This is a genomic window from Enterococcus raffinosus (assembly GCF_001886185.1).
GTDB classification, from domain to species: Bacteria; Bacillota; Bacilli; order Lactobacillales; family Enterococcaceae; genus Enterococcus_A; species Enterococcus_A raffinosus.
Genome location: NZ_JXLA01000014.1, coordinates 26,453 through 42,710 on the forward strand (window position 1 = coordinate 26,453; position 16,258 = coordinate 42,710).

At 38.2% G+C, this 16,258-nt stretch carries 17 protein-coding genes; 13 read left to right on the forward strand and 4 right to left on the reverse strand.

Annotated elements, in window-relative coordinates; genetic code table 11:
• Nucleotides 1-2: 2 nt before the first annotated feature.
• From coaC to RV13_RS09195, 3 genes are read right to left on the reverse strand one after another with little or no spacing between them, the layout of a single operon-like run.
• Complete coding sequence (gene coaC / locus RV13_RS09185; protein WP_010746416.1) at nucleotides 3-545, reverse strand: phosphopantothenoylcysteine decarboxylase; 543 nt, start codon at nucleotides 543-545, stop codon at nucleotides 3-5.
• Nucleotides 542-1,267: a phosphopantothenate--cysteine ligase gene (locus RV13_RS09190; protein WP_010746415.1), complete on the reverse strand. Its 726-nt coding sequence runs from the start codon at nucleotides 1,265-1,267 to the stop codon at nucleotides 542-544. Before RV13_RS09190 ends, coaC begins: the two co-directional genes overlap by 4 nt.
• Nucleotides 1,264-2,259, reverse strand: a complete 996-nt coding sequence (locus RV13_RS09195; RefSeq protein ID WP_060789646.1) for a YhdH/YhfP family quinone oxidoreductase — start codon at nucleotides 2,257-2,259, stop codon at nucleotides 1,264-1,266. The genes RV13_RS09190 and RV13_RS09195 overlap by 4 nt, the downstream gene beginning before the upstream one ends.
• Nucleotides 2,260-2,759: 500 nt before the next feature.
• On the opposite strand from RV13_RS09195, the gene RV13_RS09200 reads away from it, so the two are divergent.
• The 5 genes from RV13_RS09200 to RV13_RS09220 are packed head-to-tail and all read left to right on the forward strand — an operon-like array spanning nucleotide 2,760 to nucleotide 7,146.
• Nucleotides 2,760-3,302, forward strand: a complete 543-nt coding sequence (locus tag RV13_RS09200; RefSeq protein WP_010746413.1) for a helix-turn-helix domain-containing protein — start codon at nucleotides 2,760-2,762, stop codon at nucleotides 3,300-3,302.
• A gap of 21 nt (nucleotides 3,303-3,323) precedes the next feature.
• Nucleotides 3,324-4,412 carry an ABC transporter ATP-binding protein gene (locus RV13_RS09205; protein ID WP_010746412.1) on the forward strand — a complete coding sequence of 363 codons (1,089 nt, stop codon included), beginning with the start codon at nucleotides 3,324-3,326 and terminating at the stop codon, nucleotides 4,410-4,412.
• Between the two features lie 15 nt (nucleotides 4,413-4,427).
• Nucleotides 4,428-5,237 (forward strand): ABC transporter permease, encoded by an 810-nt coding sequence (locus RV13_RS09210; RefSeq protein WP_010746411.1) that lies wholly within the window; start codon nucleotides 4,428-4,430, stop codon nucleotides 5,235-5,237.
• Nucleotides 5,234-6,079: an ABC transporter permease gene (locus RV13_RS09215; RefSeq protein WP_010746410.1), complete on the forward strand. Its 846-nt coding sequence runs from the start codon at nucleotides 5,234-5,236 to the stop codon at nucleotides 6,077-6,079. Before RV13_RS09210 ends, RV13_RS09215 begins: the two co-directional genes overlap by 4 nt.
• Nucleotides 6,076-7,146, forward strand: a complete 1,071-nt coding sequence (locus RV13_RS09220; RefSeq protein WP_010746409.1) for an ABC transporter substrate-binding protein — start codon at nucleotides 6,076-6,078, stop codon at nucleotides 7,144-7,146. Before RV13_RS09215 ends, RV13_RS09220 begins: the two co-directional genes overlap by 4 nt.
• Before the next feature lie 46 nt (nucleotides 7,147-7,192).
• On the opposite strand, the gene RV13_RS09225 is transcribed toward RV13_RS09220, so the two are convergent.
• Complete coding sequence (locus RV13_RS09225) at nucleotides 7,193-7,888, reverse strand: PRD domain-containing protein (RefSeq protein WP_010744404.1); 696 nt, start codon at nucleotides 7,886-7,888, stop codon at nucleotides 7,193-7,195.
• Between the two features lie 126 nt (nucleotides 7,889-8,014).
• On the opposite strand from RV13_RS09225, the gene RV13_RS09230 reads away from it, so the two are divergent.
• The 8 genes from RV13_RS09230 (at nucleotide 8,015) to RV13_RS09265 (ending at nucleotide 15,893) form a co-directional block, all read left to right on the forward strand.
• Entirely contained in the window at nucleotides 8,015-8,827 is an 813-nt protein-coding gene (locus tag RV13_RS09230) for a MerR family transcriptional regulator (RefSeq protein WP_010744405.1), read from the forward strand.
• A gap of 289 nt (nucleotides 8,828-9,116) precedes the next feature.
• Nucleotides 9,117-10,229 (forward strand): hypothetical protein, encoded by a 1,113-nt coding sequence (locus RV13_RS09235; protein WP_010744406.1) that lies wholly within the window; start codon nucleotides 9,117-9,119, stop codon nucleotides 10,227-10,229.
• A gap of 359 nt (nucleotides 10,230-10,588) precedes the next feature.
• Nucleotides 10,589-11,329: a GntR family transcriptional regulator gene (locus RV13_RS09240; protein ID WP_028021275.1), complete on the forward strand. Its 741-nt coding sequence runs from the start codon at nucleotides 10,589-10,591 to the stop codon at nucleotides 11,327-11,329.
• A gap of 3 nt (nucleotides 11,330-11,332) precedes the next feature.
• Nucleotides 11,333-12,181 carry a class II aldolase gene (locus tag RV13_RS09245; protein WP_010744408.1) on the forward strand — a complete coding sequence of 283 codons (849 nt, stop codon included), beginning with the start codon at nucleotides 11,333-11,335 and terminating at the stop codon, nucleotides 12,179-12,181.
• A 2-nt stretch (nucleotides 12,182-12,183) separates the two neighbouring features.
• The gene (locus RV13_RS09250) at nucleotides 12,184-12,666 is read left to right on the forward strand and encodes a PTS sugar transporter subunit IIA (RefSeq protein WP_010744409.1); all 483 of its coding nucleotides are present in this window, start codon (nucleotides 12,184-12,186) and stop codon (nucleotides 12,664-12,666) included.
• A 12-nt stretch (nucleotides 12,667-12,678) separates the two neighbouring features.
• A complete protein-coding gene (locus RV13_RS09255) occupies nucleotides 12,679-12,966 on the forward strand; it encodes a PTS sugar transporter subunit IIB (protein ID WP_010744410.1) in 288 nt (95 codons plus the stop codon).
• 1 nt (nucleotide 12,967) lies between these two features.
• Complete coding sequence (locus RV13_RS09260) at nucleotides 12,968-14,368, forward strand: PTS galactitol transporter subunit IIC (protein WP_010744411.1); 1,401 nt, start codon at nucleotides 12,968-12,970, stop codon at nucleotides 14,366-14,368.
• Nucleotides 14,361-15,893, forward strand: a complete 1,533-nt coding sequence (locus RV13_RS09265; RefSeq protein WP_010744412.1) for an FGGY-family carbohydrate kinase — start codon at nucleotides 14,361-14,363, stop codon at nucleotides 15,891-15,893. Before RV13_RS09260 ends, RV13_RS09265 begins: the two co-directional genes overlap by 8 nt.
• Nucleotides 15,894-16,258: the final 365 nt, after the last annotated feature.

Here is a 16,258-nt window from a genome sequence, read left to right on the forward strand (position 1 = left end):
TGTTACTCCTTCAATTTTGAATTTACGATATGCACGATATCTGCAACATTGGCCAAAGCGCCTCGGCCGTAATCACCACAAGCCAGTAAAGCTTCTCTAGGTTCAACTTCTTGATAGCCAACTTCTTTTAATGTTGCAAGGTTTCGTTGAACGATCGGGTTTTGATACATATAAGTGTTCATTGCCGGAGCGATAATTTTCGGTGTATCTGGCAGTAGAGCCAAGGCAACGGTGGACAATAAATCATCGGCAATTCCATTGGCTAATTTTCCGATTGTATTGGCGGAAGCAGGGGCCACTAAAAATAAATCGGCTTCTTTAGCTAACGCAATATGATTGATCAAAGCGGCATCTGGTTCTTCCATAACATCCAGATGAACACGCCGATGGGACAGTGATTGAATCGTTAAAGGTGTGATAAATTCAGTACTGCTTTTTGTCATCACTACGTCTAATTTATAACCCATTTTCGTTAGCTCATTCGTGATATCGGCTGCTTTATAAGCAGAGATACTGCCGCTGACACCTAATAGGATGGTCTTCATTTTGCTTCCTCCAATTCCATGACTTCATGTTTGATTAGTTCCGCGATTTCTGTCTTCGTATGTGCTTCTTTAACCTTGTGCTGTTTGTTGATGAGATAACCGTGGTGCTTTTCCCCACGAATCTCAGCTAAATCATTCGCTAAAATGAAATCAGCTTGATTCTTTTTGAGACTTTCCTTTGCCACATTTAACAGTTCAATCATCGGCACATCCACCAATAGTTTAAACCCAACTAAAATCGTCTGCGGCTGTAGTTTTTTAATCAAGGAAATTATTTTTGGTGTTTTCTTTAAGACTACTACCAAATGATCAGTGTCTGAAGAGATCTTCTTCTCCGTTCGTTCGTTGGCAATAGTCACTAAGGCACTTGGTAAATCCTTCGGCTGTGTCGCAACTGCCGCTTCTAGGTCTTCAAGCGTTACTGAGCTTTCAGGAGTGAAATCACTGACAGCCATACTATGAATTACGGCATCATACGTATTTTCAGACATTAATTTTTTCAGTGTTCGTTCTAAGTCAGCGGTTGATTCGATATAATAGGGATGAATCGTTTTGCCTTCTGGTTTCATTGCGTGACGAGTAGTGATCATATCGATCACGGCATCCTCTTTTGCAAAGCTTTCAGCAATTGCCTTGCCTAATTTTCCACTAGAGTGGTTAGTAATCGCGCGCACATCATCAATTTTTTCTGAGGTGCCGCCTGAAGTTATCAGGATTCTCACTTGTTTTTTCCTCCTAAAGCGACAATGGTACGGCCTACATGCGTTCCGGCCAATAAATTGTCTGCGGTCTCTTGTACTTGATCAAGTTCGACTTGTTGGACGTTAATCGTGTCCGAAAGAGCCCATTCGTTTGCCATTTTAGCCCAAAGCTTTTGGCGTTGTTCCATCGATGCTTCTACAGAGTCGATGCCTAATAAGTTAACACCACGTAAAATAAAAGGCAAGACAGTTGTATTCAGTTTGATTCCGCCAGCATTTCCACAAAGCGCTAAGCTTCCCCCGTAGTTCACAAAAGGAAGAACCTGTGCTAGTGTATCGCCGCCAACAGTGTCTACTACAAAATCAAAAAGCTGTTTGTTTAACGGACGACTTTTTTCAGGAAATAACTCAGCAGGTGATAAGACAGAAGTGGCACCTACTTCCATTAAATAATTCTTCCGGTCATCCTTGCGACTCAAGGCAATAATTTCCGCACAGCCGATTTGTTTGAGGAAATGTAAAGCAAAACCCCCAACGCCACCTGTTGCCCCCGTGACAAGTACGCGACTATTTTTATTTAATCCATGTGCCTGCAATGCGTCTACTGCTAATGCTGCGGTAAATCCAGCTGTTCCGAAGGTCATGGCTTGTTTAGCAGATAAATTCTTCGGTCGTTTGATTACCCATGAAGCAGGAACGACTTGCAGATCGCTTAGTCCGCAATCTTGTTTGACGCCTAAGCCATAGCCGGTGACTAGAACCTCGTCATTGCTAACAAACTGTTCATCTTTCGACTCAATGATTCTTCCTGCTAGGTCGATCCCAGGAGTCATGGGATAATCTCTTAGCACGCCTGTGTTGGCCTTTGTCGCTAGAGCATCTTTATAGTTGATTCCAGAATAATGAACGTCGATTAGTACCTCATTGTCTTCAATCTCAGGTTTTGAAAAGCTTTGGATCTCCGTGTGTAGCGTTTCATCGTTGACTACACGTAAACGGCGATATTCAGTCATGTTTTATCCTCCTAGTTCTATTGTAATCTCTTATCGGAATCGACTCCGTAATTGCTAAACTTCTCATACTTTTAATTTTTGATGAACGGTGAAAAATCGGACTCGCAGCTAGCTCATAGTAAGGAAAGTATTTTTTGAAGTGCATAAAAAATACAAGGATCTTCGTGTGCCTACCATTCTGCTAGACAGATCATTTGATGTATAGATGTGCATATTAATTGATTTCAAGCCTAGTAATCCGTGAAAAGCAAAACTCGCAGATTCGGTTACTATTATCTTAGCGGAAATGAAAGAAAATGCAACTTTCTTTTCTCTATCATTTCCATAAAACTATCCTAAGAAAATGGGGTTAAATACTTGATTTTTAGTAAAAAGTTCGTATACTTGAGTGGTGCTATTAAACAATAAGTTTACTATTAGCAAACATCATTAGAATTTTCCTAGGGCTGAGATTCGGTCCTATTTTTCTGGAGAAATTATTATAAAGAGGGAGTGAGACCATGGAGATTGGTGAGAAGCTGCGTAATTTGCGAATTCAGAAAAATTTAACACAAGAAGAGTTAGGGGAACGAACCGATTTATCCAAGGGCTACATCTCTCAATTAGAGCGTGACCTGAGTTCTCCTTCAATGGAGACTTTTTTTGATATTTTAGAGGTTTTAGGGGTGACACCAGCTGAATTTTTCAAGCAAAAAACGGGTGATCAAAAGATTGTCTATAAAGAAGAGGACACTACTTTTTATAGTGATGAAGAACATGGCTACCACATTAAATGGCTGATTCCTGAATCCAATGAAAAGGAAATGGAGCCGATCTTATTAACTCTGGACAAAAAGGGTCAGTACAAACAATTTACACCTTCGTTATCAGAAACCTTTATCTATGTTTTAGAGGGCAAGGTTGCTTTGCAGTTTGGTGAAACGTTGTATGAAGCGGAAAAAGGCGAGAGTATTTACTATGAAGCGAGTAAACCGCATCGTTTACAAAATCAGGCGTCAGGGGTCAGTAAAGTACTGATCGTCGCTACAGAATCTTATTTATAAAAAACTCATTAGGAGGAAGTCATGGCAAACACAATTATTTCATTTAAAGACGTAATTAAACAATACGACGAAGATGATCCCGTATTGAAAAAAATAAATTTTGATATTGAAGAAGGTCGTTTTTATACATTATTAGGTCCTTCAGGCTGTGGAAAAACGACAATTTTAAGAATTATCGCCGGTTTTACAGACGTAAGTGAAGGCGATATTTTTTTTGAGGGAAAACGAATGAATGACATTCCGGCAAATAAACGCCAAGTCAACACGGTTTTTCAGGATTACGCATTGTTTCCTCACATGAATGTTTTTGAAAACGTCGCTTTTGGATTAAAAATCAAGAAATTGTCCAAAATGGAAATTGAAAAGAAAGTTTTAGAAGCCTTGAAGCTTGTTCAATTGCCAGGCTATGAGAATCGTGAAATCACTGAAATGTCTGGAGGCCAGCGTCAGCGGGTGGCGATCGCCCGTGCCATTGTGAATGAGCCGAAGATTCTTTTATTGGATGAACCATTGTCTGCTTTGGATTTGAAATTGCGAACAGATATGCAATATGAATTACGTGCCCTGCAAAAACGCTTGGGTATTACTTTTATCTTTGTCACACATGATCAAGAAGAGGCTCTGGCTATGAGTGATGAGATCTTTGTTATGAATAAAGGCAAGATTGTTCAAAGCGGGACCCCGGTTGATATCTATGACGAACCAATCAATCATTTTGTTGCAGATTTTGTTGGTGAAAGTAACATCGTTGCAGGTGAGATGGTGGAAGACAACTTAGTTAAATTTGTCGGTAAAACCTTTGAATGCGTTGATGGTGGTATGCGTCCAAATGAACCAGTGGAAGTGGTGCTGCGTCCAGAAGATTTATCATTAACCACACCAGAAAACGGCAAGTTAGTTGTTACAGTTGATACCCAGCTTTTTCGCGGGGTTCATTATGAAATGAACTGTATTGATGCGGATGGGAATGAATGGATGGTCCATTCCACTAAGAAAGCCAAAAAGGGCAGCAAGGTCGGCTTGTCCTTTGAACCAGAAGATATTCATGTTATGCGGTTTAATGAGAGTGAAGAAGATTTTGAAGCGCGTTTAGAGAGCTATGAAGATTAAGGAGGGGATGGAGCAATGAAAAATATACGTCGATTTTATTCCATTCCTTATTTCTTTTGGTTGGTGTTTTTCGTTATTGCACCAGTGATGTTAATCGTGTATCAATCGTTTTTTGATATGAATGGTCATTTTACGTTAAGCAACTATCATACGTATTTGACGTCTAAAACGTACTTGATGATGACGGTGAATTCTGTGTTGTTTGCCTTTCTGATTACGTTAATGACGTTGTTGATCAGTTATCCAACGGCCTATTTCTTGTCTAAATTGAAGCATCGTCAACTCTTGCTATTGCTAGTGGTTTTGCCAACATGGATCAACTTGTTACTAAAGGCCTACGCGTTTATCGGTATCTTCAGCGCGAATGGCTCGGTGAATGATTTTCTTAGTTTCATTGGAATCGGCCAGAAGCAGCTATTGTTTACCGATTTTAGTTTCATGTTTGTCGCAGCGTATATTGAGCTGCCCTTTATGATTATGCCGATTTTTAATGCCTTAGAGGAAATCAATCCTTCATTAATTAGCGCAAGTCGGGATCTGGGCGCGAATAATTTCGACACCTTTCGTCGTGTTATTTTACCGCTTTCTTTAAATGGGGTAAAAAGCGGTGTGCAGGCTGTTTTCATTCCGTCACTATCCCTTTTCATGCTGACACGTCTGATCGGAGGGAATCGCGTGATTACACTTGGAACTGCAATAGAAGAGCATTTCCTAGTAACTCAGAATTGGGGCATGGGCTCTACAATAGGTGTTATTTTGATTGTTGCAATGTTCATTGTGATGATGCTGACTGGCGAAAAACGTAAGGGAGGTCGAGTGAAGTGAGAAGAAGTAAATTTTCTTGGGCAAATATTTACTTGATTTTTGTATTTATTCTGCTGTATATTCCGATTTTCTATTTAATCTTTTATTCCTTTAATCAAGGCGGCAATATGAGCACTTTCACTGGATTCACGTGGGAACATTATCAAAATTTGTTCTCTGATCGTCGTTTGATCAGTATCGTTGTTCAAACGTTTGTGCTAGCCTTTCTATCCGCGCTTTTAGCAACCATCATCGGCACTTTCGGAGCAATGGGCATTTATTATACACGGAAACGTAACTCACGTAATGTTCTTTTAGGGCTGAATAACATTTTAATGGTTTCGCCGGATGTCATTATCGGGGCCAGCTTTTTGATTCTGTTTACAATGCTTGGCGGTGTTCTGAAGAACTTTCAATTAGGCTTTGTTAGCGTTCTGCTTTCACATATCGCCTTCAGCATTCCGATCGTGGTATTGATGGTCTTGCCTAAGTTAAAAGAGATGAATGATTCAATGATCGATGCAGCTCGAGATTTGGGTGCGAACAATTTTCAGGTTTTATCCAATATCATCTTGCCGTTTTTGACGCCGGGAATTATCGCCGGCTATTTCATGGCCTTTACCTACTCGTTGGATGATTTTGCCGTGACGTTCTTTGTTACCGGAAATGGCTTTACGACTCTTTCGGTAGAAATATATTCACGGGCAAGACAGGGAATTAGTTTAGAAATCAATGCCTTGTCTACCTTGGTCTTCATCTTCTCTCTATTATTAGTGGTTGGCTATTACTTCATTAGTCGAGATACCTCTAAAAAAGCTCGAAAACGTAAACGTGAATTTGAGGAGGTGGCGGTACTGAAATGAGAAAATTACAATCACTTTTTATCGGTGTTGTCGCCATTATTTTGCTGCTGACTTTTTTAGTGGTGCGGTTGAATCATTCATCGAATGCAAGCTCAAAAGTATTGAACATTTATAACTGGGGCGACTATATTGATCCAGAATTGATCAAACAATTCGAGAAGGAATATGGCTACAAGGTCAATTACGAAACCTTCGATTCAAACGAAGCGATGGAAGCCAAGATCAAACAGGGTGGAACAGCGTATGATATTGCGATCCCTAGTGAATATATGATCCAAAAAATGAAGAAGGAAAAGCTCTTGCTGCCGTTGGATCATTCAAAGATTCAAGGATTAGAGAATATAGATCCGCGTTTTCTAGATTTGGATTTTGATCGTGATAATACCTATTCGATTCCATATTTCTGGGGAACATTGGGCATCGTTTATAATGATAAATTTGTTTCTGGGGACAAGATTCAGCATTGGAACGACTTATGGCGACCAGAATTGAAGAATAATATTATGCTAATCGATGGCGCCCGAGAAGTGATGGGGCTATCACTTACGACCCTAGGCTATTCAATCAATAGTAAAAACATGACGCAATTAAACCAAGCAATCAAAAAATTGAGCAGCCTAACGCCGAATGTTAAGGCGATCGTCGCTGATGAAATCAAAATGTATATGGCGAATGAGGAAAGTGCTGTGGCAGTGACCTTTTCTGGTGAAGCCGCTGATATGATGTCAGAAAATGAACATCTTCATTATGTTATCCCACCTGAAGGCTCCAATCTTTGGTTTGATAACATCGTGATTCCTAAAACATCGAAGAATCAAGAAGGGGCGTATGACTTCATCAACTTCATGTTGAAGCCTGAAGTCGCTAAACAAAATGCTGAATATATCGGTTATTCAACGCCCAATAAAAAAGCATTGACGATGCTGCCAAAAAGTATCTCTGGGGATAAGCAGTTCTACCCAGACGATGAAACCATCAGTCATTTGGAAGTCTATAAGGATTTAGGACCAGAATATTTAGGGATTTACAATGATTTGTATTTGGAGTTTAAGATGTATCGGAAATAGAAGGCGGCTTGCGAGCCGCCTTTTTATATAAGGAAAAAAGAGACTGTTATTCTTTTACAACTATTTTATAATCTCTATTAAGTCTATGGAAATGTAAAACGAGGTAACTAATCTCGTCATTAGATAAATCAAAATCAAAATTCTCAGTGATAAAAGCACGTAGCTGATTCGCGGTATAAAAGTCTCTTGGATAGTTTTTCATCACATAAAAATATAGTTCATTATCAGAGTCAAGTGAATCAAATTTCTCTTTTATAATGCGGAGCGCTAAATATTTTATATGACGCATCAACCTTGGAGCTTCAGCAAATAAGCTACTGCGTGAAAGATTGACATGAAAAGCAATACGCGTAGTTAAGCTGTGAATCAGTTGAAGATAGTTCTCTTGTTCGTGTGAATTTACATTTAGTTGGCAGTTTGCAGCAATCACTAGTTCTGCTAAGACTAAATAATCCGTAGTTGCTAGTGGGTGATGTAAATAGTCTTCCATATATCTAATAGCTTCTTTAGCAAATGTGATTTCTGTTTTGAAGAGACTGCTCATAATTTCAACTGTTGAAAAAGAATAGCTGTTTGTTAAGGCGTTTTTTTCGACAGCATTAAATACAAAATAAGACAAATTATTTATTAAGTAAAAATTATCTGCAAGTAGGTACTTATATTTCGCTAAGTGTACCAAGTTTAGGACTAATTGACGATCTGATGTTGCTATGTAATTCTTTAACAGTTGAAATTCATTCATGATAAATACCTCCTTATAAAGTGGTTTTAGAAAAGTTTCACAGTGAGAACTGGGTTATAATTTTATGATAAACTGTATAGTAACTAGACAGTCAAGTGAAAGCTTGAAGAAGCGGAGGGATTAATTTTGAATTCGAACAATTACTTATCAATCAGTGAATTTGCCAAGCTTTCTGGTATCAAAAGAAAAACATTGATTTATTATGATCAAATAGGGCTTTTGACACCGGAATATACAGCTGAAAACGGGTACCGCTATTATGATTATTCGCAGATTTATACAGTGAATATGATTAATTTATTTCGGGAAATAAGGATGCCTTTGGCAGAAATCAAGGAGCATTTGCAAAATAGCACACCGGAACAAGCAACCGTTTTACTAAAACGGCAACAAGAAATGATTCAGCAGAAACAAGACTACTATGAGGAAATGGCTGGAATGGTTGATCGTCATTTAGCTTCTTTAGAAGAATATGCAACGGCAGAACGATTTACATACTCAGTAGTTTTCTATGATCAAGTCCCGCTTTTTTTTAATTCGAAGGTTTATCAAGCCTCTAATTTTCGAGCATCAATACCTTTAAGTGAGATGTATCAGCAAAGCTTTGCGGCCGGTTATCAATTTTTATATCCGATTGGTTTTATGTTTAAAAATACTCCTTCTCAATCAAACATGCAGATAGGTGAATTTTCAGATGTTTGTCCCTTTATAAAGGTACCTAACGCATCTGATTACCGTCCCGCTGGCGATTATTTAATTTATTATTTTCAAGGAGATATGACCAAAGTAATCAATTTCGATCAGATGAACGCCTATTTGGAAGAGCATCATTTAAAAACTAAAGGAGATATCTATATTGATATCATTTTAAACGGATTATCTGCACAGAAGTTTGATGATTTTCTATTAAAGCTACTAATTGAGGTTGTTCCGATTTAAAAATTTTTTGAAAAAAACCAGAAGATTAAAATGATAATTTATTGATCTTTTTGGCTTTTTTTTATTGATTTTTTAATGGAGTGTAGAGGGAAGTACTCAATGATAAATCTGTTTATTTGAGCGTTATTCGAAAAATCATTTATTCCTTTTTGTTTATTAGAGATACGGACTTTTGCAATGTTATATAGGAGCAATCTAAATTATTTTTTATTAAAAATTTGGATGCGCAGGCGCGGATTTTTCAGGCAGAATAGGAGATAAGAATACGTGATTAAAGGAGCAGACAAAAATGGAAATAAAACCACTTACACAGCGTCAATTACTAACAATGAAGAGAGCCAACATTGAAGTGAAAGTAAAGAAATTTTGGGAAGCGACAAAAAATGTTGATCTTGTGACAGAGTACATTGTTGCGCTTATTGTGAGAAACGCGTTAGTTGTAAGTGATTTTTCTTTGCCTTGTCCAGAAGTGGTCCAAGAACTGCTTTTTCATGCAGAACCAAGTGATGTCTTGAGAAAGTTTTGTCCTTTTTTGAAAGATTATGTGGAAAAGTCAGAATGGGAAAAGGTCATTTCTCGTCTGTTTAAAAGTAAGAAGGAGTATTTTAAGGAAACCAAGACGATGCGTCTTTATGACAGCTATCTAAAAAATAGAGGGACTGCCGTGCTTGAAGAGCACTATGAAAGTTATATTATGGTGGCCCACTTTGAAGATGTGAATGGCAAAAAGCATACGTTTCGTATGAGAGACGTGGATGGTCGTAATACACTTGCAGAAAACCAGCGTATTTTGAGAATATTTACCTCCTTCACTATTTTTGAAAAAGATGGGGTGCGTCGTTTTGCGAAATTCTTAGACTGTGAATGTACAGGGACGACAGTCATCTATTCTTCACGAGCAGCGAAGAAGAAATCACAGGAGGAGTCTGTCAAAAATAAGGAAACTACTATAGTAAAAAAACAGTCAAAAGCAACAGTAGCTAGTGATTTCTTTGGCGAGGTAAACTTAGATTCTATGACAAAAGGCGAACTGATTGTCTTGATCAAAGGAATATTCAAAGAAGTAGAGGTTGCTATGCAGGAGGAGCAGTTAGAAATAATGGGTGATACTGGTGAATTATGGTCTGACGATTCTAGCTCAATGCATCATGCAAAAATGAATGCGAGGAATATAGAGGAAACCAAACTAGATAGTACAGGTGATACTCAGCAGGGAACACTATCTACGATGATGCGAACTGAAGAGAAGTTGCGTGTACCCGTAGCGGCTGGAGCAATGAACGAGAAAAGTACTGATAAGCAAAGTAAATCCCCAACCACTGAGACAAGTTCGTCCAAAAAAATAAATAAGAAGACACGTAATCTTATAAAGAATTTTAATTCAAGTAAAAAGAAGCGTTGATTATTAGAGGATAAGGTTTATTTTCAATGCTTATTTGACATGTTTTTTAAAGGAATGAGACAGGAATACCTTAGATGAAATTTTCGTATTAACCTACGGATAGTGAGCATTATTCATTATCGCAGGTTAATGTGATTTATCTAAGGTTTTTTGTGTGCTTTAAAGATGATTTACTTCTTCTTTTCGAATTACTCGAGAAAAAAATGCAGCGATTTGAAAAAATAGTCTTTACATTTATTGTGATACCGATTACAATTCACTTGTACCTACTTGTACACACTAGTTCAAACATGTACATTGATAGCTACACTTGTACATACTGTTTACTAGTTGTACAAGCGAATGCAGGAGGTGATCAAATGATCATTAATAGAGAAGTTTCAAAGCCGGTTTATCTTCAAGTAGCAGATTATTTACGGAATAATATCTATTCTGAAGAATGGGGAAAGGGGGAACAAATACCGTCTGAGAATCAAATTATGAAGTCCTTGGAAGTAAGTCGAGGCACCGTTAAGAAAGCTGTCAATATGCTTGTGGAGGAAGGTCTGCTCTACCAGATCCAAGGAAAAGGGACTTATGTAACAGAGGATAATATCTCCTATTCATTAGGAAAAGGCCTTTTATCTTTTGCGGAATCCTTAGAAGGACAAAAATTAGCTTATGAAACGAAGGTCATCACTTCTGAATTTCGTAAGGCAACAAAAGAGATCGCTTCAAGGCTGAATATTGATGTTGGCGAAGACTATCTATACATGAAACGGATTCGATATGTTGAAGGCGAAAAAGTGATGCTGATCGAAAATAGGATTAACAGTCGTTTATGTCCAGGCGTCCAAGAACATGACTTCAACAAGGAAAGTTTGTTTAAGGTTATGGAAAAGGTCAGCGGCAAAAAAATCGCTTATTCTGAAAGTAGATATGCTGCAAGAGTGGTAGGTGAGAAGAGAGGCAAAGAACTAGAGGTTGCGTCAGATTCTCCCGTGCTGCATCTGGAACAATTAGTTTATCTAGAAGGAGGTCTACCAGTAGAATTCGGAAATGTATGGCTGAAAGCGAACAAATACTACCTTGGAACGGTACTTCAAAGGGAGGAAATGTAGCATATGCCATTAGTAAATGGGTATACATTATTAGAAATTATCAAAGAGAGAAAAGTGATTGCTGGAGCTTTTAATACGACCAACTTAGAGACAACCGTAGGGATTTTAAAAGCAGTTGAAGAAAGTGGGATTCCAACATTCATTCAAGTTGCGCCGACAAATATCACCCTGGCGGGCTATGAGTATATTGTGGATATGGTTTCTCGTTATGCCGAGAACATGGATACACCAGTTGCTCTTCATTTAGATCACGGAAAGAAATTTGAGGACGTGAAATTAGCCACGCGTGCTGGCTTCACCTCAGTCATGATCGATGGAGCATCCTATGATTTTGAGGAAAATATTGCTTTTACAAAAAAAGCAGTTGATTTTGCAAAAGGTTATGGAATTCCAGTTGAAGCAGAACTGGGAGCTATCTTAGGAAAAGAAGATGACCATGTGAGTGAGGCAGATTCTAAAACAGACCCTTCACAGGTGAAGGAATTTGTTGAGCGGACTGGATGCGACATGTTGGCTATTTCAGTTGGAAATGTTCATGGCTTGGAAGATGAACCGAGAATTGACTTTGACTTATTAAAAGAAATCAACGAAGTTTCACCGGTTCCATTGGTCATTCATGGTGGTTCAGGAATTCCTGATGAACACATTCAACGCATGGTGGAGTTTAACGTGGCAAAAATCAATATTGCCAGTGATCTGCGTCAAAGCTACATCAAGAGTGTTGGACAGGCATATGAGGAAAACAAGAATGAAGCAAATTTAATCAAGGTGCTGCAAAAGGCAGAAGACGCTGTATTTGAGACGGTTCATGCCAAAATTTTGAGTATGAATGCTGTCGGGGTGGAGGTTTAAAGATGACTGATCCATCAATCAATGAAAAAGGCTTAACTAACGAAAAAAATATTTTTGTCGACTTAGAGGTTCGTGATTTTCCAGAACTAATCACTTTAATTGCTCAGCCCTTGGTTGAAGATCAAGACGTAGTAGCGGAATATCCTTCACAAGTCATCAAACGAGAAGAAGGGTTTCCAACAGGCTTGCCGACTGAACCGATTGGTGTGGCGATTCCTCATACAGATGCAAAATATGTGAACAATAATCGTGTGACGATTGCGACGTTAAGAAATCCCATCAAAATGGAAGTAATGGGCGGGATGGACGATACGCTGATTGACGTATCAATTGTTTTCTTATTAGCTTTAGGTCAGTCAAATAAACAATTGAATATTTTACAGAAGTTAATGGGTATCTTGCCTAATGCTGAGTTATTGGAAAGAATTAAAAATGGCAGTAAAGAAGAGATCTTTCAAATAGCAAAAGAAGAAATAGGATTATAGGAGGAAGAAAAAATGGGTAAAAATTTATTATTTGTGTGTGCAACAGGAATTGCGACTTCAACAGCGGTAACTGAAAAGGTAATGGAATTCTTAAAAGAAAAAAATATGAATGATGTGAACTATTCTCAAACCAATGTAGCATCTGTTCAACAAAATTCAGACGATGCTGATTTAATTGTATCTACAACGAAGATTCCTTACGAATTGGAAACACCAGTAATCAATGGACTAGCCTTAATTACAGGAGTTGGAGAAGAGAAAGTCTTGAATGCGATTTATGATCAGCTAAAAGGAGAATAGTATGGAAAATATGACAAAAACATTATATGACGTTGTACAGTACATCTTAGGTTTTGGACCGACTGTCATGCTGCCATTAGTCTTGTTTGTCTTAGCGTTGATTTTCAAAATAAAACCGGCGAAAGCGCTGCGGTCGTCACTAACTGTCGGTATCGGTTTTGTCGGAATCTATGCAATTTTTGATATTTTAACAAATAATGTTGGTCCTGCAGCGCAAGCCATGGTAGAACAAACAGGAATTAATCTCCCAGTAGTTGACTTAGGTTGGCCGCCTTTATCAGCAATTACTTGGGGATCACCTATCGCACCCTTTGTTATTCCAATGACGATGTTAATCAACATTATCATGTTGGCAATTAACCAAACAAAAACAGTGGATGTCGACATGTGGAATTACTGGCATTTCGCGCTTGCAGGAACACTTGTTTATTATAGCACAGGTAGTTTCTGGTTGGGAATTCTTGCATCGGCATTGATTGCAATCATTGTTTTAAAAATGGCAGACTGGGCTGCTCCACTAGGTGAAGAATACTTTGGTCTGGAAGGAATTTCTTTACCAACAGTCTCCTCGATCACTTTTTTCCCAATCGGTTTAATTGGAAATAAAATTATTGATATGATTCCGGGGATTCGTAAGATTGATATCAACCCTGTTAGTATTCAAAAGCGTTTTGGTATTTTTGGCGAACCGATGATGGTAGGTACGATCCTGGGCTTACTGTTAGGGGTAGCTGCTAGGTATGACTTAAAAGGTATTTTAACGATGGGGATCAGCATCGGTGCGGTAATGTTCATTTTACCGCGGATGGTTCGTATCTTGATGGAAGGCTTGCTGCCGATTTCTGAAGCAATCAAAAAATTCTTGAACAATCGGTACCCCGATCGTGATGATTTGTATATCGGATTAGACATTGCAGTAGCGGTTGGGAATCCAGCGATTATTTCCACAGCATTGTTATTAACGCCGATTGCGGTTATCTTAGCGTTTATTTTACCAGGAAACACAGTGTTGCCTCTCGGTGATTTGGCGAACTTAGCAGTAATGGCTTCGATGGTCGTTTTATCAACGAAGGGAAATGTTTTCAGAGCGGTATTGATTGCTATTCCAATCATGATCGGTGATTTATACATCGCTTCTGCTGTTGCACCTTTTATTACCGGAATGGCTAAAGACGTGAACTTCAGCTTCCCAGAGGGCTCTAGCGGATTGGTTTCTAGTTTCTTAGATGGAGGAAATCCTTTAAGATACTGGATACTCCAAATCTTTAATGGAAATGTCATTGCATTGGTTCTAATTCCTATCGTAGGGATCGTTCTATTCTGGATCTACAAAATCACTTACAAACAAACACATTTGACTGAGGATTCTTCTGTGCCAGAAGGGGAGTCGTTGAATGGATAAAAAGCTTTCCATTACAATTGATATCGGAACGACGAATTCAAAAGTATCGCTTTTTGAGATTAAAAGTGGAGAACTTCTTTTCCGAGAAAGTTTTCAAACAGCCAAAAAGACTGATGAGTTTGGTGAGCTATTCGACGTGTCCGTCATCTGGGATCAATTGTTGGAAATCTTGATAAAAATTGTTGCTGAACATTCTGGAAATATTGATTCGATCAATATTTCCAGTGTTGGTGAGGCGGGGGTTTTGGTCAATTCCTATGGAGAAATTGTTACCCCCATGATTGCTTGGTATGACAAACGCGCGAGTGACTATGTAGCAGCGCTAAATCAAGAAGAAAAACAAAGGATTTATGAGATCACGGGGCTGCCAGCACATACCAACTATAGTATTCCTAAAATTAAATGGTTGGTGAATCACCTAGGGTTACATGAAGAAAAATACATTTGGCTAAATGTTCCCGATCTGTTTAGCTATTTTCTAACGAATCAAATGAAGACTGAGTTTTCTATGGCAAGCCGAACGATGTGCTTTGATTTAAATAGACGCTGCTGGTCAGAAGAAATTTTAATGATGTTTGGGCTGCAGGATGTAATCGAATTTCCAGCAGTTGTTTCATCTGGTGAGATCGTAGGCTATACCAAGACGGGAGCGATTTATGAACTAAAGAATGAAGAGATTTCTGTTAGGATTGCTGGTCATGATCATATGGTGGGGGCATTAGGAATTAATTTGCAAGACAAGGATTTATTGAACTCGACAGGTACTACAGAAGGGCTGCTATTAATTGATGATCATCCCTTTTTAGAGAACAAATCATTTCAGGAATCGTTATCAAATGGGATATTTACTGATCCCAACTATTTCACCTTATTTTCTTCTATGCCAACTGGCGGCAATGCCTTTGAATGGTATCAAAATTTCTTTAATATAAATCAAAGAGATTTTGAAAAAGATTGCCAAAATTTGTATCAAAGATATTTAGATGGTCAAATTTCATTGGAAGACCCAGTCATTCTGATTCCTCATTTGAATGGGTCGGGGGCGCCGTTTAAAAATGGGAAATCGCGGGGGTTAATGTATGGAATCAGTTTAGAGACAAGAAGAGAGGATGTCCTATTAGGAATCATTTTGGGACTATGTCTTGAAATGAAATATGTAGCAACCTGTTTTCCTATGGAACAAGTCAAACGCGTGATTGCCATTGGACCAGTAGTAAAAAATCCTTTATGGATACAGTTAAAAGCAGATGCTCTAAATAAAGAGATTTCTGTAGTCAAGATGGAAGAAGCGGTTTCCTTTGGTGCTTTGAAGGCGAGCTATTCACATTTTGATTATGAGATCGACTATCAAATTGTTCAGGCGGACCCAAATCAGGTACAAGCGTTTGACAGACTCTTAGATAAATATTCCTATTTATATGAATCAAAACGTTTTTTAGTCGATGATAATTTTCATCAAAGTTATTTTGAGAGCAAAGAAGCACAGAATCGTTGTACGGAAGCCAAAGAGATTTTTTTCAGCTGAAAATAGGGACTCATTGAGTTCCTATTTTTTATTTCCTCAATCGTATCTTTATATAAAAAAAACAAATACTCACGGTTATAAAAATTTGAGATAATTAAGCTATAAATCAGCTGTTTTGGTCAACAGTTAAAAAAGAGAAAATTTGTACCTCGCAACAAACAACAATTGCATGATTCATCCTGCAACTTTTCTGTTACTAATTATCATCAAGAAAATTTCCTCGAATCCATCCTCCATCGGCTCTAAAAAGATCCTATATAATACAGGATTTCTGTAATACTCACTTACCTTTTCCCACATAATTATGGAAAGTTGCATGATTCATCCTGCAGAAAGTTCGGCGCCAAGAAGACTTCTTTCATTAT